The organism is Lyticum sinuosum (genome assembly GCF_034471385.1).
Taxonomy (GTDB): domain Bacteria; phylum Pseudomonadota; class Alphaproteobacteria; order Rickettsiales; family Midichloriaceae; genus Lyticum; species Lyticum sinuosum.
The window spans coordinates 36,012-58,438 of record NZ_JARGYU010000001.1; the positions used below are offsets into that span (position 1 = coordinate 36,012).

General features: G+C 24.0%; 23 protein-coding genes and 1 other RNA gene. 14 read left to right on the forward strand and 10 right to left on the reverse strand.

Annotated features, from left to right (window positions below):
* Position 1 precedes the first annotated feature (1 nt).
* The 4 genes from Lyticum_RS00115 to Lyticum_RS00125 all read left to right on the forward strand — a co-directional run bounded on the left by Lyticum_RS00115 (position 2) and on the right by Lyticum_RS00125 (position 3,109).
* Entirely contained in the window at positions 2–412 is a 411-nt protein-coding gene (locus tag Lyticum_RS00115) for a condensation domain-containing protein (protein ID WP_322498311.1), read from the forward strand.
* A gap of 49 nt (positions 413–461) precedes the next feature.
* On the forward strand, positions 462–659 hold the full coding sequence (locus tag Lyticum_RS04145) for a 4'-phosphopantetheinyl transferase family protein (protein WP_407659023.1): 198 nt from the start codon (positions 462–464) through the stop codon (positions 657–659).
* Positions 660–1,080: 421 nt separating this feature from the next.
* Entirely contained in the window at positions 1,081–1,482 is a 402-nt protein-coding gene (locus Lyticum_RS00120) for a 30S ribosomal protein S8 (RefSeq protein ID WP_322498312.1), read from the forward strand.
* 184 nt (positions 1,483–1,666) lie between these two features.
* Positions 1,667–3,109: a hypothetical protein gene (locus Lyticum_RS00125; protein WP_322498313.1), complete on the forward strand. Its 1,443-nt coding sequence runs from the start codon at positions 1,667–1,669 to the stop codon at positions 3,107–3,109.
* 113 nt (positions 3,110–3,222) lie between these two features.
* On the opposite strand, the gene Lyticum_RS00130 is transcribed toward Lyticum_RS00125, so the two are convergent.
* Entirely contained in the window at positions 3,223–3,903 is a 681-nt protein-coding gene (locus tag Lyticum_RS00130; protein WP_322498314.1) for a flagellar basal body L-ring protein FlgH, read from the reverse strand.
* A gap of 438 nt (positions 3,904–4,341) precedes the next feature.
* Between Lyticum_RS00130 and trxB the strand changes: the two genes are divergently transcribed.
* From trxB to Lyticum_RS00160, 6 genes are all read left to right on the forward strand, one after another.
* Positions 4,342–5,292 carry a thioredoxin-disulfide reductase gene (gene trxB / locus Lyticum_RS00135; RefSeq protein WP_322498315.1) on the forward strand — a complete coding sequence of 317 codons (951 nt, stop codon included), beginning with the start codon at positions 4,342–4,344 and terminating at the stop codon, positions 5,290–5,292.
* Positions 5,293–5,335: 43 nt separating this feature from the next.
* Positions 5,336–5,986, forward strand: a complete 651-nt coding sequence (locus tag Lyticum_RS00140) for a hypothetical protein (protein WP_322498316.1) — start codon at positions 5,336–5,338, stop codon at positions 5,984–5,986.
* Positions 5,987–6,089: 103 nt separating this feature from the next.
* The gene (locus tag Lyticum_RS00145; protein ID WP_322498317.1) at positions 6,090–6,755 is read left to right on the forward strand and encodes a GNAT family N-acetyltransferase; all 666 of its coding nucleotides are present in this window, start codon (positions 6,090–6,092) and stop codon (positions 6,753–6,755) included.
* Between the two features lie 66 nt (positions 6,756–6,821).
* Positions 6,822–7,274, forward strand: a complete 453-nt coding sequence (locus Lyticum_RS00150; protein ID WP_322498318.1) for a flagellar basal body rod protein FlgB — start codon at positions 6,822–6,824, stop codon at positions 7,272–7,274.
* 140 nt (positions 7,275–7,414) lie between these two features.
* On the forward strand, positions 7,415–7,885 hold the full coding sequence (gene flgC / locus Lyticum_RS00155; RefSeq protein ID WP_322498319.1) for a flagellar basal body rod protein FlgC: 471 nt from the start codon (positions 7,415–7,417) through the stop codon (positions 7,883–7,885).
* A 39-nt stretch (positions 7,886–7,924) separates the two neighbouring features.
* Positions 7,925–9,109: a hypothetical protein gene (locus Lyticum_RS00160; protein WP_322498320.1), complete on the forward strand. Its 1,185-nt coding sequence runs from the start codon at positions 7,925–7,927 to the stop codon at positions 9,107–9,109.
* An 8-nt stretch (positions 9,110–9,117) separates the two neighbouring features.
* On the opposite strand, the gene Lyticum_RS00165 is transcribed toward Lyticum_RS00160, so the two are convergent.
* The 4 genes from Lyticum_RS00165 to Lyticum_RS00180 form a co-directional block, all read right to left on the reverse strand.
* Positions 9,118–9,729: a hypothetical protein gene (locus Lyticum_RS00165; RefSeq protein WP_322498321.1), complete on the reverse strand. Its 612-nt coding sequence runs from the start codon at positions 9,727–9,729 to the stop codon at positions 9,118–9,120.
* Positions 9,730–9,984: 255 nt separating this feature from the next.
* The gene (locus tag Lyticum_RS00170; RefSeq protein WP_322498322.1) at positions 9,985–11,784 is read right to left on the reverse strand and encodes a type IV secretory system conjugative DNA transfer family protein; all 1,800 of its coding nucleotides are present in this window, start codon (positions 11,782–11,784) and stop codon (positions 9,985–9,987) included.
* Positions 11,785–11,870: 86 nt separating this feature from the next.
* Positions 11,871–12,863, reverse strand: a complete 993-nt coding sequence (gene virB11 / locus Lyticum_RS00175) for a P-type DNA transfer ATPase VirB11 (RefSeq protein ID WP_322498639.1) — start codon at positions 12,861–12,863, stop codon at positions 11,871–11,873.
* A gap of 210 nt (positions 12,864–13,073) precedes the next feature.
* Positions 13,074–13,550 carry a hypothetical protein gene (locus Lyticum_RS00180; protein ID WP_322498323.1) on the reverse strand — a complete coding sequence of 159 codons (477 nt, stop codon included), beginning with the start codon at positions 13,548–13,550 and terminating at the stop codon, positions 13,074–13,076.
* A 297-nt stretch (positions 13,551–13,847) separates the two neighbouring features.
* On the opposite strand from Lyticum_RS00180, the gene fabD reads away from it, so the two are divergent.
* Positions 13,848–14,825: an ACP S-malonyltransferase gene (gene fabD, locus Lyticum_RS00185; protein WP_322498324.1), complete on the forward strand. Its 978-nt coding sequence runs from the start codon at positions 13,848–13,850 to the stop codon at positions 14,823–14,825.
* Between the two features lie 71 nt (positions 14,826–14,896).
* Complete coding sequence (fabG, locus tag Lyticum_RS00190) at positions 14,897–15,652, forward strand: 3-oxoacyl-ACP reductase FabG (RefSeq protein WP_322498325.1); 756 nt, start codon at positions 14,897–14,899, stop codon at positions 15,650–15,652.
* An 80-nt stretch (positions 15,653–15,732) separates the two neighbouring features.
* On the opposite strand, the gene Lyticum_RS00195 is transcribed toward fabG, so the two are convergent.
* The 4 genes from Lyticum_RS00195 to Lyticum_RS00210 all read right to left on the reverse strand — a co-directional run bounded on the left by Lyticum_RS00195 (position 15,733) and on the right by Lyticum_RS00210 (position 20,088).
* Positions 15,733–16,074 carry a hypothetical protein gene (locus Lyticum_RS00195; RefSeq protein WP_322498326.1) on the reverse strand — a complete coding sequence of 114 codons (342 nt, stop codon included), beginning with the start codon at positions 16,072–16,074 and terminating at the stop codon, positions 15,733–15,735.
* Between the two features lie 29 nt (positions 16,075–16,103).
* The gene (locus Lyticum_RS00200) at positions 16,104–18,059 is read right to left on the reverse strand and encodes an ankyrin repeat domain-containing protein (RefSeq protein ID WP_322498327.1); all 1,956 of its coding nucleotides are present in this window, start codon (positions 18,057–18,059) and stop codon (positions 16,104–16,106) included.
* Positions 18,060–18,168: 109 nt separating this feature from the next.
* Entirely contained in the window at positions 18,169–18,543 is a 375-nt protein-coding gene (locus tag Lyticum_RS00205) for a hypothetical protein (RefSeq protein ID WP_322498328.1), read from the reverse strand.
* An 87-nt stretch (positions 18,544–18,630) separates the two neighbouring features.
* The gene (locus Lyticum_RS00210) at positions 18,631–20,088 is read right to left on the reverse strand and encodes a MiaB/RimO family radical SAM methylthiotransferase (RefSeq protein WP_322498329.1); all 1,458 of its coding nucleotides are present in this window, start codon (positions 20,086–20,088) and stop codon (positions 18,631–18,633) included.
* A gap of 352 nt (positions 20,089–20,440) precedes the next feature.
* Here Lyticum_RS00210 and Lyticum_RS00215 point away from each other — a divergent pair, with 352 nt between their 5' ends.
* Positions 20,441–21,082, forward strand: coding sequence for an OmpH/Skp family outer membrane protein (locus tag Lyticum_RS00215; protein WP_322498330.1), 642 nt, complete (start codon positions 20,441–20,443; stop codon positions 21,080–21,082).
* Between the two features lie 119 nt (positions 21,083–21,201).
* Positions 21,202–21,293, forward strand: an RNA gene (ffs, locus tag Lyticum_RS00220) — signal recognition particle sRNA small type.
* 246 nt (positions 21,294–21,539) lie between these two features.
* Here the strand turns inward: ffs and Lyticum_RS00225 are convergent.
* Complete coding sequence (locus Lyticum_RS00225) at positions 21,540–22,334, reverse strand: flagellar hook-basal body protein (RefSeq protein WP_322498331.1); 795 nt, start codon at positions 22,332–22,334, stop codon at positions 21,540–21,542.
* Positions 22,335–22,427: the final 93 nt, after the last annotated feature.

A 22,427-nucleotide genomic window follows, 5' to 3' on the forward strand; every position in this document is an offset into this window, starting at 1 on the left:
TATGAACTCTTTTTTTACTAACCTACAAGAGAATTTATTATTTTCAGCAGAACTAAAATATGGTCAACCAATCTATACAATCAAGGAAGCTTGGCCAATCCCCTTTAACACTGATATAGAAAAGATAAAATCAGTTATTACAAATATCATTGCTTCAAGTGACGCACTAAGATTTTCTTACTTTTATGATTTTCAGGATAATTGTCTCAAAAAAAAGATATCTCTCACAGATCCAATCTGGACAAGTGAAAATTTGTCATTTGATATGACTGACAATTTACTATTCGTTGCTGGGATTTATGAAGAGCTCGGAACAAAATATTTAAAGCTGCAGTTTCATCATAGTTTATTAGATGGTTGGTCTGTCAGTAAAGTGATAGAAAAAATCTCCGCTTTATCTACCACTACTTAGTTTTTTTGCTTCTCAAGAAGAAATTGCATGGGTTTTAGAAAAAAATTCTATCAAAAGATTCTATAAAATCTGGACACTAAAAGAATCTATATTAAAATATACTGGACAAGGCATCTCAGATGCAGGCTTTCCCGAGTTATTTGTAAACAAAAAAACATTATTATATCCAAATACAATTACTCACTCTTTTATAAAAGCAAAAAAATATGCTATTTCTTTGTGCACAGGGTCGTGTAGAACCACTTAATATTACACAAGGATAATCAACATTTTTCTATTAATCTTATCTCTCAGTACGCCTCTATAATCGTTTAAGAGAGTGAAAACATGACTATACCACCCCAGTTTGGAGTTGGTTAGGTTGTGGTAAACTGATCTCCGCCACCTTTTTTAGAGATGACTTTTCTCGCGTCTTTTTAGGTTAGTCTTAGTAACCTTCTTAACCCCCAGTATTTGCAAATTTTTTTAAGGTTTTATTATTATTACTTTTATGTTGATAGGATAAATTTTCTAAAAAAAATAAAAATTATTTAATTTTAAGATTATTAAATTAAAAAAGTATAATGTTATATTTTCCCATAAACCTAGTTTAATTTACTTATTGCATAATAATACAATATATGATAGCGTAATACTCATTGGAAATTTTTTTAATTAAAATTGTTTTTATGAGTTTTTTAGGGATTTGTAATATTGTATCCAGTATAAAAAATGCATGTATGGTGATGAAAAACGAAGTTATATTAAAAGATACTAAAGTAATTCGTGACATTCTTTTTATACTAAAAGAAGAAGGCTATATAAAAGATTATGAGCGTGCTTTAGATGATTCCAATCCAAATAAAAAAATTATAATAGTTTCTTTGAAGTATTATAACAATAGATCTGTTATAACGGAAATCAAGATGATTTCTACTCCTAGTAGACATGTTTATTCAAAATTCAAAGATTTATTTAAGTATAAAAAAATTATGGGTGTAGTTCTTGTTTCTACTAATAAAGGCATAAAAACATTAGAAAAATCTATAAATATGAATTTAGGTGGAAAACTTATTTGTTCTATATTCTAATTTTTTACATAAGAAAAAAAATAAAAGAAAATAATTATAAAAAGTAATAGCTTTTTATAAAAAAATTAAGTTATAAATAAAATTATAATTAATTAGAGAAATTTTCAAATAAAAATATTGAAATTATAAATTTTATATACTATTTAAAATTATTATTTATAAATATATAAGTTAAATAGAAATAATGCAAGAATCAAATCAGAAAATAGCAAATTTTTTTTTTGGTGGTACCGGAGAATCAAAAACAAATAATTTTCCTTGGTTTAATTACCTTAGTCAAAGAATAACAAATAATTATGGAAGTGATGATATAGATGAAAATATATATTATAATTTACCCTCTTCTATTTTTAGTGAAATTAAAGCGCTTATCATTGGTAGAATGCCTATGGTTTATGATGAAGCTAAACAAGCCATAGAAAAAATTAATGCAATTGTTGAAAATAGTGACTCTCCTATAACTCAAGATCTCCCTATAATAATAAACTTAATTGGTCATAGTCGTGGCGCTGTTGTTTGTTTGCTTATATCTAACATGATTGCAGAAAATAAAATACTTTCTGCAAAAATTAATATTAATCTTGTATTAAATGATCCAGTCCCAGGTCCTAGGCAAATTAATAAAAAGTTTTGTCATATACCTGCGATTGTAAAAAGAGTTCTTATTAGTTATGCTTCGATGGAAGGATCTCCATTTTTATCGCCAATTAGTCCGTATCACTTTACATTTGAATCTCCTGATACAACATCAGTGAATTGGGTTCATGTAGGTTGTTTTCACCCTTGCATTCACCCTGCCACTGTTGCACTTACAAGATTATTTCTTACTAATATAGGTGTAAAATTTAAACCTGGATACTATTATTCTGATTCCTCTGATTTTAATAGTTCTAATGAGAATAAACCTATTACACACTATTCCTATTATGATATCCGGCGTATATGGAGTGGAACATTAGAGGATGTTTTTTCTGAAAGATGTAATAGATATAAAAGTTCTGGTCAAGAAGTTAGTTTCGTTTCTCTTAGGAGATATTTTAAACGATCTATGTATAGACATCAGATTTGCTTAAATAGTCCAGTATATAAATTTCTTTCAAAATTGACCTCTGATAATTTTACTTATGAAAATATAGAATCAAATTTATCAAAACTAAACCAAGCATTTAATTTAAGTATAAAAGAGTATTATACTCATAATATATCTCATTGTGTTAGATATATATGTGATATTTATAATATGAAACCAAAATTATATTCTTCACATACAAGATTTGATTATAAATATGCTACAATATTATCAGATAATATTATTGAAAATTTTTCTAATCAAAATACAGATGTACAAGAAGAAAATAATTTGATTGAAGATGTTATTAATAATATGAGGAGAGAAGGATATGGTCATGGAAAATATGACTACCATTCAAAGTTTTTTGATGATATATCGTATTTTCAAGAACATAAGGTTTTTTTTGGTTTTTTTGATAAAAAGAGTTGTTTTAAAATTTTATTACACAATTGTCTAGTATATCTTTATAAATCTATAAATAATATTAAAGATTTTATTTGTAAAACTATAAATAAAAATTTAAATTTATCTAATAATCAAATAGAAATGGTATAAATAATTTAGATTAAAAAAATAAAGAAGATTAAAAAATAAGTTAAAAAAAATAAAAATTTTAATATATAAATCTGTAAAATCTATCACTAATTTTAAATTTTAACATTTTTCATTTAAAATGGTGATACTATATCCACAATCTGTTTACCATATTGATCTTGTTGGTATTCTGATATATGTCCTCTTCCTCCATATGATATTCTTGCTTCAGCAATTTTATCTAATCTTACAGCATTATTCCCATCTATATCATTGTGTCTAACAATCCCTTCCACTGTAATTTGACGTATTTCATAATTAATTCTTATTTCTTGAGATCCTTTAATATATAAATTTCCACTAGGTAATATCTTTAATACTGTCGCAGCTATTGTAGTTTCAACAGTTTCACTTCTATCTATCTTTCCATTACCTGAGCTTGTTGCACCTCCTGCTGCTGATATCATTGATCCAGTATCATATTTATTAACTCTCTTTTCAATTCCAAAAAAATTATCGACACCTAATGTACTATCACTTTTTCTTGATTTTTGTGTTTGGTTATTAAGATGAGCTTTATCTTTAACTGATATAATAATTGAAATTATATCTCCAATTCTATAATTCTCAAAAAAAGATTGGTTATTTTTAGACCACACACTATTTTTCATTTTAACTGGTTTTTTATCAGCTTTATACAATGGATTATAATTATTAGAACCTATGTAATTTGATAAAGTATCATTATCCCTTTCATAAAACATTACTTTACTTAGTTCTGGAGGTCGACCAACATTAGCTAATCTTTCATTCATTAAATCACAGCTGGATAAATTTATTATAAGAATTATTGATACAGATAAAATACGAAATTTTATCTTAAATTTTATAAAACGGTGATAGTGATAATACATGCTTTATAATATTAAAAACTTAATATGTTGTGATTTAATAAAAAAATTTTTTTTAACAATCAATAAAAACCAGAGTATTACATCTATGATTATTACTGTCAATTAATGATATGAATGAGTATATTTTTTAAATATTTATATTAGATGTATTTTTTTATACTATATATTTAAAGTATTAACTAATTATTATATTAACATGAAGAAAAATTACTACATTAAATTTGATATCTATACTGATATAATGATTTAATTTTTGATATAAGAATTGATAAATATTAAGTATTATTTTATGATTTTATACAAAGTAATTACCTAATAAAAATAAAATTTATTAAACTGATGCCTCAAATATATAAAACTAAAATGCTTATTATAGGATCTGGACCAGCTGGATGTACTGCTGCAATATATGGAGCAAGAGCATGTTTAAATCCAATAATGTTATGTGGTTCAACCAAAGGTGGTCAATTGACAATAACAACAGATGTAGAGAATTACCCAGGATTTGCAAAAATAATACAAGGACCATGGTTAATGGAACAAATGCTTGAGCAATCTCGTTCTTGCGGTGCTGTAATAATTGATGAATCTGCTGATAAAATAAATTTTCATAAAGATGAAAATGATAATTTTCATGTTTTTGATGGATCTGATAACATCTATCTTGCAAAAACTATTATATTAAGCACTGGTGCTACTGCAAAATGGTTAGGTTTGGAAAATGAAAAAAAATTTCTTGGAAGAGGAGTTTCTGGATGCGCAACTTGTGATGGCTTTTTTTTCAGAGGAAAAAATGTTCTTGTAGTGGGTGGTGGTAATACTGCTGTAGAAGAAGCTCTTTACCTTACAAATCATGCGACAAAAGTAATACTAATTCATAGAAAAGACTCTTTGAAAGCAGAAAAAACATTACAAAAGAGATTAATGTCACATAATAAAATTGAAATCTTATGGAATAAAGAAATTGAAGATATATTAGGAAATGAAGATATAGGTGTTAATAAAGTAATACTTAAAGATACAATAAATCACAATAAAATTTCTATTGATATAGATGGTATTTTTATAGCAATAGGTCATAGACCAAATACTGATATGTTTCGTGGATTCATTAATATGGATAGTGATGGATATATTATTGTAAATAATGATATGAGTACAAATATTAATGGGATTTATGCATGTGGAGATGTTTGTGATAAAAAGTATAGACAAGCTGTTGTTGCAGCAGGAAATGGTTGTATAGCAGCACTAGAAGCAGAAAATTATATAAATTCATACCAACAATAAGCTTTGGTTTTATATTTATATATATATGTATTAATGTATTACTATGAATAATAGTAGTATTATTAAATTTATTGATATCTTTATAAAAGATATATTAGATGCATTATCTGATATAACTTTTAATTCAAAGTTAAATAATAAATATCATATACATCATTGTAAATACAATAATATACAAAAATGTAATATTATTAATGAATTACCTAATAATATTAATTATTTATGTTGTGTAAACTGTTTTTTAGCACTTAATGATAGAAGTAAAATATATAATTTTTTTAATGGAAATGGGTATCTTATAAATATTTATTTTTTGCAATCTACTATAAAAAACTTAATGGATTTATGCATTAAAACTGATATAGAAATATATAATGGTGTTTATCAAAGATTTATAACATTACCAAAATTATCATCTATTAATACTCATAAAGTACAATACAACGTAAAATATAATCAGTATGAAAAAGAAAAATTATTAGCTATTGAAAAAGATTCATATTTAATAAAATATAATTCAATAAATGAATTGTTGAGTGATTTAAAGTATTTAGGTATTAAAAATACTATTAATGATATTAATCTAATAGAAGAGAAATTTTTTTGGGAAAAAATTGAATATTTATTCAAAAAAGAAAATAATAATAACTTATTAATAAATTATGAATTAATAGGAGAAGTTTATAAATTCTGATGCATCAGAAATATAAGTTATTAAATTGACAAAATTTAATATAATTAGCATATTTATAAATATGTAATGATCTCATGTAATTATTAATATTAAATTTTATATAATGAAAAAAGTAACTTTAGAAAGTTTTTTTAGTAAATTCCCTGATATTGACTTGGGAGATTTTAATATAAATTCAGATACTGATACTAATAAGCAAATAAAAATCTGGATGCGTGATATGAAATTAAAAGATGACAAAAAATACTTTGAATTATATTCTGATTCTAGAGTAAATTTTGCTCATTCAGATGAAGATATGCCAAAAAGTTTAGAAGAAGCAAACAGATCTATTAAATTTTGGGGAAGTTTATTTTATAATAAAAGATCAATTTTTTGGACAATCGCAGATAAAAATACTGATATTATGATAGGAAATATAGGCTTAGTTAACTTTTATGCATCTAATAAAAGAGCTGAAATAAGTTATGATATTTTTCCTGAATATCATAGAAATGGAATTATGTCTAAAGCTTTATCTGCTGTCTTAAATATAGTATTTAACAGAATGAGTGTTTTTCGTATTGAGGCACGTACAATTATAGATAATATACCATCTCAAATGTTATTACAAAAACATGGATTCAAAAAAGAAGGAATATTGCGCGGATATAGGTTTATAAGAGGAAAATCTGTTGATATTATGTTATTCTCATTAATTAAAAGTGATTATGAACTATTAATTAGAAATAAATTTGAAGAAATCGATCTAAACAATAAAAATATGTAATAGATTGAATTCCAAAGAGAAATAATTTAATAATTTTAATATAGTATTTTATATTACTATTATATTATGCAAAAAAAACAATTAATAATCTCTATATTATTAATAAATTTTTTTATTAATATTTTTATCACAAATCTAAATGCTTATGATTTTTATGATATTAAGAATGATTTAGATTTTTTATCTAATAGAGATAAAATAATTTCTCAAAATATTGCTAATTCCGATACTCCTAATTATATACCAATTGATATATTAAAAAATGATACAAAAATAGAAGATGAAGAAGATATCTTTTTAAAAAAAACACATCTTGCACATTTTAGTACTGAGCCTAAAAATAATGAATTTAAAAAATTTGTCAAAAATGTTACTGAAATTAAGCCAAATGGTAATATGGTTAACTTACAAGATGAAATGGCTGAAAAAGATTTAAATGCATTAAAATATAATCAAATGATAAATTTTCATAATGTAATGAAGAATTTATCTATAACAGCCAGTCAAAAAATAGATTAATAAATTTAAATATATATATTTTTTTATGTACCACTATCTCTGTGAATAAAATTTAACAGATATAATATTAATAACAATTAGAGAATATAAATATGTACTTTATTAATATATTACTATTGATAATTATAATCATTAGTGTTATGTTTCAACCGCTGGAAGCAAAAAATCATTATTATATTACTGATAGTAGAGATATAAATGATGATAGTATTACTGCATCGATAAAAATAGCTGAATCTGGAATGCAAGCTCAAAGTAATCGTCTTAAAGTAATATCTCAAAATATTGCGAATTCAGAAGTAACTGGGACTGATTCTAGTGATAATCCATATAGAAGAAAAATTATATTTTTTAAAAATGTTATAGATCAAAACACTGGTGCAGAGATTATAGTAGTAGATAAAATAGATATTGATAAATCTCCATATATTCTCAAATATGAACCTCATCATCCTGCAGCGGATCAGAATGGATATGTAAAATATCCAAATGTTAATATTATTATTGAAAATGTTGATGCAAAAGAAGCTGAAAGATCTTTTTCGGCAAATATTAATTCATTAGGTATTTCTAAATCGTTAGCTCATAAAACTTTAAAAATCATGGAATAAATATTTAATAACTAAAAAAAATAAAATTCAGCTTTGTATATGTTATATTTATATGCATCAAAAATAAGAAATTTTTTATTTGGAGATATTTTTAATAAACAATCACAATATATAATCAATCCTAGGGATTTAAAATATATTGATAGTGAAAAAATATTACGTCATTTTTCAACTGTCATATCTAATAATAAATTAAATAATTTTTTTAAAAATCGTAATATCGATGAAATATTAGGAAAATTTTATAACAATTTTGATATTGATTATAATATCTTGTTAATACGTCCATATTTTTGTATATTTCGACTTAAGTTAAATATCAATGAAGGTATAGAGTTTGAAACACAAAAAGAAGAAGAGGAAATTTTGTTAGGACAAATAACATGTGTATTTAACTTCTTTTTTCATACATACATATATCAACAATATAATAATTATCTTAAGAAAAACGTAGAAAAATTACGACATGTAGAGAATTTAGATACATTTAAAATTTTTCAGCGAAAAATAGAACAAATGAAGAAACTTCATGAAACTTATAATAACACTGTAGATGAAATCAAAGTTCAATATCGGTGTTCTAATATTTTATGGATTTCTGCTTCATCTTTGATATATTATTTTTTTATAAAAAAGTTATTATTTATTACTAAATTTGTTAGTATAGAAAAATACGTCTTTTTATCTAGTAATTTTACAGGATTATCTATAGGATCAATAAAAATAATATCAGGATTATCTATTGGAATTTTATCTTTAGGATTTATCATATTATCTCTTTTATTAATAAAAAAAGGATTACATTATTTAGAATATCGTATAAAAAACAAAAATTATATAATTGATCCTATTATAAATAATAATGTAATTAATAACTTAAAAAATATGACGTATAAAAAATTTCTACTTGAATATGAGTCATTACTTATTCATAATCCTCTGAATGCAAATATGAGAGAAGAGTTTGAAAAACAAATGGTTATGAGGAATATTGCGGAAGAAGAAATATTAAAACATTTTATAATTAACGAAAATGACAAACAATCTAAAGAGTTTGAATCTTTTAAGGAAAAATACATAGAAGAAAAATTAAAAGAAAATAATGGTATTGATAGTATATATAATATATCAGATAATGATTATATTTCTGTTAGATACTATATTGAGAAAAATAACTTGATGAAGAATTCTAATCAGAATCCAAATATTATATTTATTCCATAAAATCTAATTTATTTTAATTTTTGATTAATCCATCCTTCATCTGTATAAACTGCGAGATAAGATTCATCTCGTATCCACTGTAAACATCCAATTTTTGGTTTTATAAAAAACCAATCGCCAATATATAAAGCAATGTAATTTGCATAAATTATTGGCCACTTATTCAAATTTGAAGATTTTTTTTTGTTAAGCTCAGTATTATTAGTACTATTATCTTTATAATCTGAGTTTTTATCTGAAATATTAGAAAGATATTCTTTTTCTTTACTATTAAAATCATTATCAATACAATTATTATTTTTTTTATTATTTTTTATATCTTCATTAAAATAATCAGAACTTGAGATATTATATGGAACAATGTATTTTAATCCATATTTAACTTCTGTCTGTGGTATATTACAATTTGAACAAGATTCAACTCCTCCATTAATAAATGCATCAATAATCAAAGTATTTTGATTTATTATTAATTCTTTATGGAATTGATATGGTGTAAGTAAATGTAAATTATTTATAACTTGATATGAATTTGCTGTTTTAAATTGATGATCTTGATTATATGACAAATCATTAACATTAATATCATTTTCTACATTGTTGGGTTGTATATTATTCATAAAATTCCTTAAACTATTTGTTTTAATTAATTTTTTATCTTATTAATTAGATTGCTAATCATATAAAAAATAATTTTTTAAATTAAAACATATCTTTACTAATAAGTTTATGAAATTAGTTTCTACATACTACTAAAATAGTATGGAAGTACTAAAATAAATTTTTATATAGTTTTTTATATAGTTTTAAAATTTTATTTTTTTTGTTTTTATTATATTTTTATTGATTTTTACTGATTTTATATTAAAAATTAATTATTTATCTTCTTTTTTACTAATAAGTTTATTTTTTGCTGCTTCTGGATCATATGGTTGTTGTTCAGGTACTTCTGTTGCTTTAAGTAATCTTTTAGTAAAAAATTTATCTTTAAAATAGAATATTTTCTTTGTTCTTATAGGAGATGCTGATTCTATAAGAATTATTTGTTCATCTCTAGGTAAAGTAATAACTTCTTGAGGTAAAAGTAATGCTCTTTGCACATGTGAAACATTCTGAGATCTTGAACTTGGATTAAAATCTAAGAATTTTGGTCTACTAGCTGATATTGACTCTACTGTTTGATTACCACAAAGTTGTGATATTAAATTAGCTGTTTCATAATTATTAGCTGCAAAAGTTATTCTATATGTTGCGTTAGATAAAAATGAGTTCATACCTGAATCTTCGTATATTCCCTTAAGTTGTTGAGTATCTTGTACTATTAAAAATAAACGAACATGATATCCACGGAAATAAGCTATACCACTCATAAATTGTTGCATTTTTCCCAATGTTGGAAACTCATCCATTAGAAATAAAACTCCATATGGCTCATCTTTACTAGGCATACTCCGTGATAAAAATTCAGTTGATTGTTGATAAAATACTTGCATTAATGGTTGTAATCTTTGTAGATTATCAGGAGTTAATCCAACAAATACTGTTGTTTTTACTTTTTTAAATTGCTGAACATTAAAATCACTTGTTGCAGTTGCTGTATCAATAAGTGGGTTTGCCCATAGCTCTAATCCAGAGTTAAGTGTTGAAATAACACCTGATCTTTCCTTATCTGCTTTTTGAAGGAATGCTGCTAGATTCATATAAGAAACTGGATGAATAATATCACCCATTGTATCTAAAACAACAGCTAAGTTATAAGTTACATCATTACTTCTTAAAGTTCTTACAACTTCTCCAAAAGATTGAACTTTATCTGGTGCAGCAACTAGATAAAGTGTTACGCCTACAAATAGAGTTCTAGCTTCATTTTCCCAAAATTCTTTTTTTGGAATAATAAGATTTCCTATTTTTTGAACATCATCTACCATTTGTCCTGGTTTTTTACTAACCCAATCTATAGGATTATAACAATGAGTATATCCATCTGGATTCGCAGGATTCCAAATGAATACTTCCTGTCCACATTTTTTTCTCCATCCACTTGTTAATTCATAGTTTTCTAATTTTATATCATGAATAATTGCCGATTCATCCCAAAAAAGAAGATTAGGTATCGCAAATCCAACACCTTTACCAGATCCAGTAGGAGCAAATAACAATACGTGTTGATATCCATCAGCAATCAAGAATCCTTCTTTATTCTCACCTAAGAGTAATCCTTTTTTAGAACGCAATCCTGCTTTCTTAATTTCTTCTTCTGATGCCCAGTGAGCATCACCGTGTAAAGACTGTTTTTGCTTAAAAATACGCAATTCATATATCTTATTACGGTATTTATACACTATACTAAAATATGTAATTACTGGTATAAGTGTGCATAATAATATTCTAACAATTAGAAAATTATATGTTTGATAATTCATTGACTCAGAATTTATAAACCACCATATACCATACCTTGCCATAAATAATGATGGTGCAAATGAAAAAATTGAATCAAATGGATCTTTAATTATACTACTAAAAGCTGTACTATTAATTCCTTCAGATAAAATAAATAATAGTGATCCTAAATGAATACATGCATAAAATCCTGTTATAAACAATATGGCAAAAATTGCAAAATTTCTAATTTTATCAAAAAATTTATCTTTTTTATTAGTTTCATTACTCATTTTTATGAAAATTTTATTATTTTAGTTTTTAATTGCTGTTAATTTTTATCTTAAAATTATATTTATATTAATTTTTTTGCATTTTATTATTCTTTTTTATTATTTTTATTATTAAACATAATTTCTGATACATATCTTCTTCCTTTTTCACCTCTTTTTAACTGTACAACAACATCTACAACATTTAAAATATAACTTTTAACTTGATCTGTAGGTATATTCATACCTGCTTGCATTACCATTAATTTTAATTGTTCAACAGCCATCTGAGGACTATCAGCATGTAATGTTGATATAGACCCAGGATGACCAGTATTTATTGCACGTAAAAAACTAAAAGCTTCTGCTCCTCTTAATTCTCCAACAATTATTCTATCTGGACGCAGTCTTAAACATGATTCTATCAATTCTTGAATTGTAATTTTTGATCTTCCTTGGCCACCTTTAGATGCAAGAAGATGTAGACGATTAGGATGATCTGAAAGATTTATCTCCCTAGCATCTTCACAAGTAATAATTCTTTCATGCTCAGGAATAGCCTTAAGCATTGCATTAGTAAATGTTGTTTTTCCAGTAGATGTTCCTCCACTTATAATAATATTTTTATGACTTACTACAGATTTATATAAAAAGTCTTTTATTTTTTTATTTTTAATTAATTCGTCAAGAATAATACTATCATTATCTATAGTCTCACCAGTTGCCGTATCAGAAAAAGCTCCCATTTTATCGTAATTTTCTAAAGAAAGCTGCATTGTTGATGGTTTTCTAATAGCCATTCCTATGATTCCTGGCTCACAAGCTGGAGGAATAACTATTTGTATCCTGAATCCGTTTGGAAGTGTTGCTGATAAAAGAGGTGTTTCTTCAGATATTTTTTGCTCTGTTGAACTAGCAACTAATAAAGACAAACCCCTTAAATGCTCAAAATCCAAATCTGGTGAATCATGTTTAAATATATCTCCTCTTTTTTCAACCCATATTTCTTTTGGACGATTAACACAAACCTCATTAACCCCTTCTTGTGAAAAAATTTCTTGAAATGGAGCAAGAAATGTTTCTAGAGCTGCTAAATTCATCATAATTATTTTTTTATTATTAAAATTTTGTTAATATAGTATTTTTTTATAAAAACAGTTATATATAATATTTTTTAATATTAAAATATTATTTCTTAATTATATTTATAATTTATATTTATAATTATTATTAATTTTATACTTGTTGAATATTTTTAAGTATAATTAATGATATTAAAAATTTATTTATTTTTTTATCAAAGATCAGTTTTAATCTATTGAAAATATGCTCTTCTTTTTTAAGAAAAAATCATTTTTGTTATTTTCTTTACTTTTTATATTATCATCTTTACTCATATTTTCTTCAATTCTAAGAGGAAATACTTCCTGGTTCTCTTCATCAAGATTGTTTTCTTTATCATTATTAATATTATAATTATTTTTAATGCTTTTATGTTTTACATTATTATGCTCTGAGTTGTTGTTATTAGTTTTAATATCTACTATATCTTGATCATCAGTATTATTATTTTCTGTAAATTGTTTAAAAAAATCCACAGATAAATTATTTGAATCTAAATTATTTTTATTAAAACAATTCATGGAATCTATAACAGAAATATCTTCCTCTCTAAATCTTTTTATAACTATAGAATAAGATTTATACCAAATAAAAGATAAAATAACATTTAAAGTTAAGATAATTAATATTGTAATGATTTTTATATAATTTATACTATAAAGCATATTATTTTTGTTTATATTAGATCATTTATTTATAATTTATACGCTATATTTAGGAATTTTATCGAAATATATTAATTTATATTTATTTACATATATGTTGCTGTCACTATAAATTATATTTATACTGGTATATCTGATATAAATATTATATATCTAATATATAAAAAATATATAAAATAATCTTATGATACTAAATAATAGTAAACAATTCATAGTATAAATACTACTATAAAAATTAATAGATATTTATCAATAAATTATTAAAATAAAAAAGTATAAAATAGTTAAAAATTAAAAATGGATTTAAAAAGTAAATACCATAAAATTGTCTTTTTATGCCCTGGTCAAGGCTCTCAACATATAGGAATGGGATATGATTTTTATAAATCTCTTCCAGAAGGAAGAGAAGTATTTCAAGAAATAGATGAGGCAATATCTTATAATTTATCTAAATTAATTTTTTATGGTGATATAGAAGAATTAACAAAAACACAAAATGCACAACCTGCATTATTAGCTGTGAGTGTAGCTGCTTGGAGATGTTTAGCAAAGAATTTAAATATAACTTCAATATCGGATTTTTTTATAGTAGGTGCAGGCCATTCCTTAGGTGAGTATAGCGCATTGTGTATTGCAAATAGTATTAATTTAAATACTGCATCTAATTTAGTATACAAGAGAGGAATTTTTATGAATAATGCTATACCTTTAAATGTTGGAGGTATGGTAGCTCTTCTTGGAACTGATATTAAAACAGCGTGTGCAATAGCTGAAGAGTCTCAAACAGAAGTTGCAAATGATAATGGTTATGGGCAAATAGTTATCAGTGGAACAAATACTAATATTGAAAAACTTTTAAAGATTGTCCCAAATTATGATATAAAAAAAGCAATAAAACTTCATGTAAGTTCTCCATTTCATTCTTCCATAATGAGACCGGCATCTGATGATATGAAAAAAGTTTTATTGGAAAGTGATATAAAAGAGCCAGAAATACCAATATTTTCTAACTTTACAGCAAAAACTCAAAAAGATCCTGAAAATATAAAAAATAATTTAATAGAACAAATTTCAAATAGAGTGCGTTGGGCCGAGATTATGGAATCAATAGTTAAAGATTATAAATGCAATATAATAATTGAATTAGGTTCTGGCAAGGTATTAGGAAATTTATCGAAAAGAATGTATCCAAATTTAAAAGTTTATAATATTGAATGTATGCGTGATATAGATATTATATTTAATGAACTTAATCTTTTAGAAATAGAAAATTAAATTATAAATTAAATAAATATAATAAAAAATTATCAAAAACCTATTATCTAATAATAAAATTAAAAATAAATATGATTAAAAATATAAATATATTTAATTTAAGTCAAAAAAGAATCCTTATCACAGGTGCGACTGGTGGTATTGGACAAGGACTTGTATCTTTATTAAGTGATTTAGATGCTATATTATGTATTACAGGAAGAAGAAAAAATGTATTAGATAATTTAAAATTGAAGTATAAAAATATTCATATCATAGAACATGATTTAAATGATATTGATTCAACAAACTCTTTAGTAGATAAAGCACAAGAGGTATTAGGATCTCAAATAGATGGTGTTATTTGTAATGCTGGAGTAACATCTGATAATATTGGAATTAAAATGAATGATGAAGAATGGAATAAAGTTATAAAAACAAATTTAACATCTAATTTTGTAATAAATCGTGCTGCAATAAAAGCAATGCTAAAAAGTAAAATACATGGTAGTATTGTGAATATATCGTCTGTTATAGCACATACTGGTAATATTGGTCAGACAAACTATGCTGCAAGTAAAGCTGGACTTGAAGGTATGTCACGTAGCTTAGCTCATGAAGTAGCATCACGCAATATAAGAATCAATTGCATTGCACCTGGATTTATAATATCACCAATGACAGATTCTATAAATCCAGATAGAGTAAAGTTAATTACTGATAAAATACCTATGAAAAGATTAGGTACTCCAGAAGATGTTTCAGCTGCCGTTGCCTTCTTATTATCTGATGCTGCAAAATATATTACAGGAACTACTATTCATATTAATGGTGGGCTTTATATGTAATCATATGAAAAATTATTATATTATTATTATATTCAATTTTAGTTTGAAATTTTAAATTTTTTTTAAAAAAATATTTTTTTTTATTTTTTATTTTTTAGAGAATCTTTTTCTAGTTGATTTTTAGTATAACTATAAACAATATCTACACCACTTTTAGGAAGATTATTCGTCATTTGTATTGCCATTTCATTTATTAAAAATTTATTATATACTTTTTGTTCATAACTATTAAATAAAAATGGATTATCTTTATCATTGTCTTCTTCATAAAGAGTATTTTTATCTTTTATCATAAAGTCTTCTAACATACCATTCACAATATACTGATTAAATTCACTTGCTGCTTTATGAGCAGATGGTTCTTTTATAGAATTATTATAATAATTTCTATTATTAGTATCAATTGAACTAGTACTATCCATTATTTTTTTATCGAATATTAATTAATTATCTATTTATTTTCATAAGATAACAAAGATGTTTCTTCAAAAGAATCTGTTTTATTTTTTTGAAGATTGCTTAATTCATTACTTATTTCTACAGTTCTTATTACATCTAAAATATCATTATAATTTTTTTGTTTAGCTAAATCAAAGGCACTAATATGATTATTATTTTTAATATATGGCGACGCACCATATGATAATAATAAAGATAACATACGTATATCGTGATTTCTCACAGCAACAATAATTGCTGTATCTCCAGAAAGACTTTTATCCCTGACACGAATATTTGGATTAACATCTTTAATTAGAAGCAATGCTCCTTGAATTGATCCTATATCAACCATATCAATTAAAGCTTTTGTTTTATCACTATAAGATTGAGCAAATGCATCTACTATATCATCTATATTTCTATTAATATATTTTATTGGGCGTTTTCCAAGTTTATCGCTAATTTCAGGATCCATTTTCGCTGCTAATAAAATTCTTATAGCCTCAAAATCATTGTTTTTTGCTGCTATGTGCATAGCATTTTTACCATCCTTATCTTCATGATAAAGATCGGCCCCTCTAGTTATTAAATATCTCATTGTTTTGTATTTTCGCATTTTCGTTGCTTGCATCAAAGGGGTATAGTCATTTTTTGTAATATTAATATCAGCATTACGTTCAATAAGTGAATTTATTGTTGATATATCATCAGCTGCTACTGCATTAAATAACATTTTAAAATAATCTTCTTTGTAGATTGCTTTGGGCAAATGCTGATTTTGAACGCTATATTTCTTTCCATACATCTCTTCTGGTAAATCCTTAGTATTATAGTCATATACTTCATCAAGCATATCAAATTGCTTTATTTCGAAGGTTTCGAGATCTTCTTCTGGAAGTCTGAAAGTTGGTATAGGAGATCCCTCAGGTGGAAACTTTTTTTTAGGATTTAGATTTTTTTGAGGAGATTTAGAGAGAATTTTTGAAGGATTAAGTTGTTTTTTTGAATTTATCTGATTTTTATCAGATTTTGATTTAGTTAATATAATTTGTTTATCAGTTTGATTTAATTTATCTTTAGAATTTTCTTCTAATATTTTACTTGTATCAGATTTATTATTTTGTTTATAAATTGAAGATTTTATATTATTTACAGAGTTATTATCTATTTTTTTTATAGAATTATTATTAACAGAGTTATTATTGATAATAATATTATTATTAACTTTTTGATTAGAAGATATATTCGATTTTTCAGAGATAGAATTTTTTTGATTTGTATTATTATACAATGTTGTTTTATTTTCTTTATCTGAAGATTTATTTTGTTTTATATCTATAACTGATGATGTTTTAGGATTTTTATTATTTTTTTGTTGTTTTGTTTTATTAGATTTAGAATCATTTAAAATAGATTTAGATGTATTATTTTGTTTTAATACTTCTGTTATATTTGTTATATCTTGTGAATTTTTTTTAGTATTTTTTATATTTTGCAAATTTTTTATATTTTGCAAAGAATTAATATTTTTTCCTGTCGATTCAATATTATTTGACTGATTTGGTTTTATTTTATCAGAAATTTTATTAAATTTATTATTAGAATTAATTTTTGATGTAGTATCAATATTATTATTATTATGATCTATAGATGAATCAGTTATTATATTTGATTTTGATGTATCTTGTGATTTATTAGTATTATTATTATCAACTGGAAAATTTACATAATTTTTTTCTTTAATATTATTTTTTTCTTTAATATTATCATTATCTAATAAATTATCTAATTTATTTATATCTGAATAATCATCAGAAATAATAGGTGTAGAAATATCAATATCAATATCTTTATCGTTTGTTTCTTCAAATTCTGATAAAATTTCATTAATAGAATCAGTATTTTCTGCTAACAGACATATATTCAAATCTTTATTAAAAAAATTTACAAGAAAAAAAGTATTCATTATAATAATTTTTAATAAAAAAAATTTCTTTTGTTTTTTCATTTTTATTTTATTTTTTTTATAAAAATATGTAAACATCATTTTTATATTTTATATATTTAATATTTTATTAAAAAGATGACATTAATTCATTAATTCTTTCTAAAATTCGAATTAAATCATTTTTTATATTTTCTAATTCCAATTTTTTTAATTTTGTTGATGTTTCCAGTTTAATTTCATTATTTTTTTCTGAATTTATTTCATCTTTAATCTCATTTGTATTAGATTTACTTATTATATTACTATCTTCTAATCTACAAAAATTTTTAGCTAGATTTTTCTTTAAATTAGATAACATTTCTATATTTTGTTCCTTTTTTTCAAGTACTAGAACATCATTATTTAATATTTTTTTGATATCTGATTTATTAATAATCATTTCTATATTCTTCATTTGATCAGATATATCATTTAATGAATCTTTATTATTATTTTCCGACATTAATTTTTTATTAAAAAATATTTTAATTTTTTTTATTTGATTGATATTATCAACTTATTTTTCATGTTGTTATATAACATAACATTATTATATTATTTTTCCAAAAAGACTATTTTGTTTTGCATCCACAATTTTAACATTCATTATTTCGCCAATAATATCTAAAGATCCATCACAAACTACAGATTGCATATATGGTGATTTACCTATAACTTGGCCATTCTTTTTACCTGGTTTTTCAAAAATGACTTCCATTTCATCTCCTATTTTTTGTAAATTAAATATCATTTGTTGTTTACGCAATAGTTCTTGCAAAATCTGTAATCTTTGATCCTTTATTTTTTCATCAATCTGATTATTTATCTCAGATGCGGGAGTTCCAGGTCTTGCACTATACTTAAAAGAAAATGCTTGAGAATACTCAATTTGTTTTACTAAATCAATTGTATCAGCAAAATCATCATCAGTTTCTCCAGGATATCCAACAATGAAGTCAGAACTTAAAGCAATATCCGGACGATATTTACGAAATAGATTAATTATTTGAAAATATTCCTCTCTAGTATGTTTTCTATTCATAGATTTTAATATTTTGTTTGATCCAGATTGTACTGGTAAATGTAAATAAGGCATAAGTTTTTTTTCAGTACAATGTAAAAATATTAAATTAATATCATTTAACATATCTATGGGATGTGATGTCGTATATCCTATTCTTTTTATTTCTTTAATATTTGCTATATTTTCTATTAATTTAGAAAGTGACCAATAATTAAAATTATCATTTTTTTTATGATTTTTTTGTATATCTGAAATAATTATTGTATTATTTTCTTGATTTTTTAAATCTTTATGTATTTTATGATCTATATCATGATCTTCAACAATATCTGGTGGTAATCCCCTATATGCACTCACATTTTGACCAAGAAGTATTATTTCCTTGACTCCATTTTTTGCCATTATCAATGCTTCACGATAAATATTAGAAACAGGCCTAGAAAATTCTGCTCCACGTGTATAAGGTACAACACAGAAATGGCAAAATTTATCACATCCTTCCTGTATAGATAAAAATGATATTGAAGATCCTTTTCCGAGTTCTTCCGGAAGAAGATCAAATTTGTTATTTTCTTCAAAATCCAATTTTACTATCCAAGATTTATTTCTTTTTATTTGCTCTAATAACATAGGAAGATTATGATATGATTGAGGTCCAACAACAATATCAACAAATGGAGCGCGTCTTATAACTTCTTTTCCCTCTGCTTGTGCTACACATCCAGCTATAACTATTACAGTTTCTTTTCCTAATTTTGTTCTTTCATTTTTTAAAATAAGAATTCTACCTAATTCTGAATAAACTTTTTCAGCAGCTTTTTCCCTAATTGTACATGTATTTAATATGATAACATCAGCAGTATTGATATCATCAGTGTGATGAAATCCATGTGGACGCATAATATCCAACATTCTACCAGAATCATAAACATTCATTTGACACCCGTAAGTTTTTATATAAACTGCTTTTAGAGAATCAGTCATTTAATAATCTATCTAATAAAACTATTTTGTTAAAAATCTTTAAAACAATTATCTTTTATTCATACATTATTAGCCTATAACTTACAATATTGTTTGCAATAATTATTATTTTTATATAATGATTATTAATTGATATGATAAATATTTTTAAATAGTTAATAACTTAAGTTATGATATAACTACAAAATATAAACTATAAAAAATTCGATATAATTTTTAAATGTTAAAAATATTAATTTATATTAATAAAAGTATAATTTCATATTTTTTATTGTTTACTCTCTCTATTTTGTTATTTACTTTATATAAATCATTATATTAATCATACATTTTATCATTTTTTTATTACTTTATGAAAATCTTTAAATTATACGCTAAAAATATAATACCTATTCTATTTACATCATTTTTTATATTTAATACCATTAGTTATGCTGAAGAAATTAAAATAGCTATTTTAGATAATGGTCAAGTTTTTGAAAAATCTGAAGCTTTTAATGAAATAAATTCAAAAATAAAGCAAAAATCAGATTCTTTTGGTGATAAGTTAAGAAAAAGCGAAGCTAATCTAAGAAAAAATTTATCAGAGATAGAAAAACAAAAATCAGTCTTATCAGAAGATGCTTTGAAGAAAAAAAATGATGATTTGAATAAAGGATTTATTGATCTCCAACAAAAAGCAGTTTCTGGACGCGAAGCTTTACAAAAGAGTTATGAGAAAGTCATGAAATCTTTCATAGAGCATTTAAATAAAATTATAAGTAAAATAGCGGAAGATACTGGATATTCATTAGTTTTAGATAGAAATGCATCACAATACTTTGATAAAAAATTAGATATCACAGATAAAGTTATTGAAAATCTTAATAAAGATAAATTTATTGTTGAAATAGATTTTTCCGAAATTGATAATATAGAAATAAAAGATTACATTAAAACGGTTACAAAAGATACAACTAAAGAGGAACAAAAACCTACAGGTAGTAAAAAATAAAAATTAATATATAAATATAATATATATAATACCAATTTTTAAACTAATTTAGATTAAAAATAATTAAAAAAACAAATTTATTTGTTGCATAAAATATATAATTTTGTTACAATTAATGCAACCCAAGTAGAGGTAGTTATACGATGTGAACCTGGTCAGGGTCGAAAGACAGCAGCCATAGCAGAGTAATCTAGGTTTTACTTGGGCTTTTTATTTTAAGTTTTCTTTTTAAAAATATATTAACTTGATACTATAATTTATTTTATTTCGAAAATAAATTTTTAATTGTTTTTTACATTTTTGCTTTTTTATTGCAATCTTCTTTGATTATTATTATCTAAATTTATTTAAAATAAAAAGAAAACAAAAAAATACTTATTATAGTTAATTTATAATATTTTTTTTATTAATAATTTATTTGTAATAAATTATTTTATTTAGGTTAAATTTCAGTATTTTAAACTCCACCGCCAGCCATCTTAACAGTTATCCCAATGATTTCTGATAATACTTTAAATGCCTGAGCATTAAATTCATACCATTGACGCCCATTAACAAGTTTTATAACTTGATTAATAGAGTTTATATTTGATCCTTCTGTGGAACCTTGTAAAATATAACCAAAACTATCTTCATCAGGATTTCCATCTATTGGAACTGCAGCATCAGTCTCTATATAAAGATTATCACCTCTTGCATATAATCCATTATTATTTATAAAACGAGTAAGTTGCAGTTTACCAAGTTGCTGTGGAGCAACTTCATTTGATATTTCCGCAAGAACAGTGCCATCTCTTTTTATAATAATTTTTTTATAATTCTGAGGTATAACTATTCCAGGCTGTACAATATACCCAGAGTTTGTAACAAGTTGACTTGTAACAGGATCTATTTGTAAATTTCCATCTCTTGTATAAGCAATACTACCATCAGGTAATGTAACTTGTAGAAAGCCATCCCCTATTACTGCTATATTAAGATCTGATCCAGTGTAAACTGTTTCTCCTTGACGAAAATCTCTTACTACTGCAGATGTTCTTACTCCTGTCCCAATTTGTATCCCTATTGGTTGTAATCCATCACTATTACTAGATAAAGGACCACCTACTCTCTGATCATTCATATATATTAGATCAGAAAATATTGGACTTGCCTCTTTAAAACCAGGACTTTGTTGATTTGCAATATTATGGGATACCACGTTAACTTGAGTCATTGCGGCATTCATTCCAGAAGATGCTGATGAATACATATTTTATTTGATTATTTATTCTAATTAAAAGTAAAGTATAAGTAGTCTATAAAGTAATTAAAATAATATTTGATTTAATTATCAAAATCAATA

Bases quoted from the DNA above. Each gene is read 5' to 3' on its own strand.
- Lyticum_RS00115 (WP_322498311.1), top strand. From the start codon at position 2: ATGAACTCTTTTTTTACTAACCTACAAGAGAATTTATTATTTTCAGCA.
- Lyticum_RS00120 (WP_322498312.1), top strand. From the start codon at position 1,081: ATGAGTTTTTTAGGGATTTGTAATATTGTATCCAGTATAAAAAATGCA.
- Lyticum_RS00125 (WP_322498313.1), top strand. From the start codon at position 1,667: ATGCAAGAATCAAATCAGAAAATAGCAAATTTTTTTTTTGGTGGTACC.
- Lyticum_RS00130 (WP_322498314.1), bottom strand. From the start codon at position 3,903: ATGAATGAAAGATTAGCTAATGTTGGTCGACCTCCAGAACTAAGTAAA.
- trxB (WP_322498315.1), top strand. From the start codon at position 4,342: ATGCCTCAAATATATAAAACTAAAATGCTTATTATAGGATCTGGACCA.
- Lyticum_RS00140 (WP_322498316.1), top strand. From the start codon at position 5,336: ATGAATAATAGTAGTATTATTAAATTTATTGATATCTTTATAAAAGAT.
- Lyticum_RS00145 (WP_322498317.1), top strand. From the start codon at position 6,090: ATGAAAAAAGTAACTTTAGAAAGTTTTTTTAGTAAATTCCCTGATATT.
- Lyticum_RS00150 (WP_322498318.1), top strand. From the start codon at position 6,822: ATGCAAAAAAAACAATTAATAATCTCTATATTATTAATAAATTTTTTT.
- flgC (WP_322498319.1), top strand. From the start codon at position 7,415: ATGTTTCAACCGCTGGAAGCAAAAAATCATTATTATATTACTGATAGT.
- Lyticum_RS00160 (WP_322498320.1), top strand. From the start codon at position 7,925: ATGTTATATTTATATGCATCAAAAATAAGAAATTTTTTATTTGGAGAT.
- Lyticum_RS00165 (WP_322498321.1), bottom strand. From the start codon at position 9,729: ATGAATAATATACAACCCAACAATGTAGAAAATGATATTAATGTTAAT.
- Lyticum_RS00170 (WP_322498322.1), bottom strand. From the start codon at position 11,784: ATGAGTAATGAAACTAATAAAAAAGATAAATTTTTTGATAAAATTAGA.
- virB11 (WP_322498639.1), bottom strand. From the start codon at position 12,863: ATGAATTTAGCAGCTCTAGAAACATTTCTTGCTCCATTTCAAGAAATT.
- Lyticum_RS00180 (WP_322498323.1), bottom strand. From the start codon at position 13,550: ATGCTTTATAGTATAAATTATATAAAAATCATTACAATATTAATTATC.
- fabD (WP_322498324.1), top strand. From the start codon at position 13,848: ATGGATTTAAAAAGTAAATACCATAAAATTGTCTTTTTATGCCCTGGT.
- fabG (WP_322498325.1), top strand. From the start codon at position 14,897: ATGATTAAAAATATAAATATATTTAATTTAAGTCAAAAAAGAATCCTT.
- Lyticum_RS00195 (WP_322498326.1), bottom strand. From the start codon at position 16,074: ATGGATAGTACTAGTTCAATTGATACTAATAATAGAAATTATTATAAT.
- Lyticum_RS00200 (WP_322498327.1), bottom strand. From the start codon at position 18,059: ATGAATACTTTTTTTCTTGTAAATTTTTTTAATAAAGATTTGAATATA.
- Lyticum_RS00205 (WP_322498328.1), bottom strand. From the start codon at position 18,543: ATGTCGGAAAATAATAATAAAGATTCATTAAATGATATATCTGATCAA.
- Lyticum_RS00210 (WP_322498329.1), bottom strand. From the start codon at position 20,088: ATGACTGATTCTCTAAAAGCAGTTTATATAAAAACTTACGGGTGTCAA.
- Lyticum_RS00215 (WP_322498330.1), top strand. From the start codon at position 20,441: ATGAAAATCTTTAAATTATACGCTAAAAATATAATACCTATTCTATTT.
- Lyticum_RS00225 (WP_322498331.1), bottom strand. From the start codon at position 22,334: ATGTATTCATCAGCATCTTCTGGAATGAATGCCGCAATGACTCAAGTT.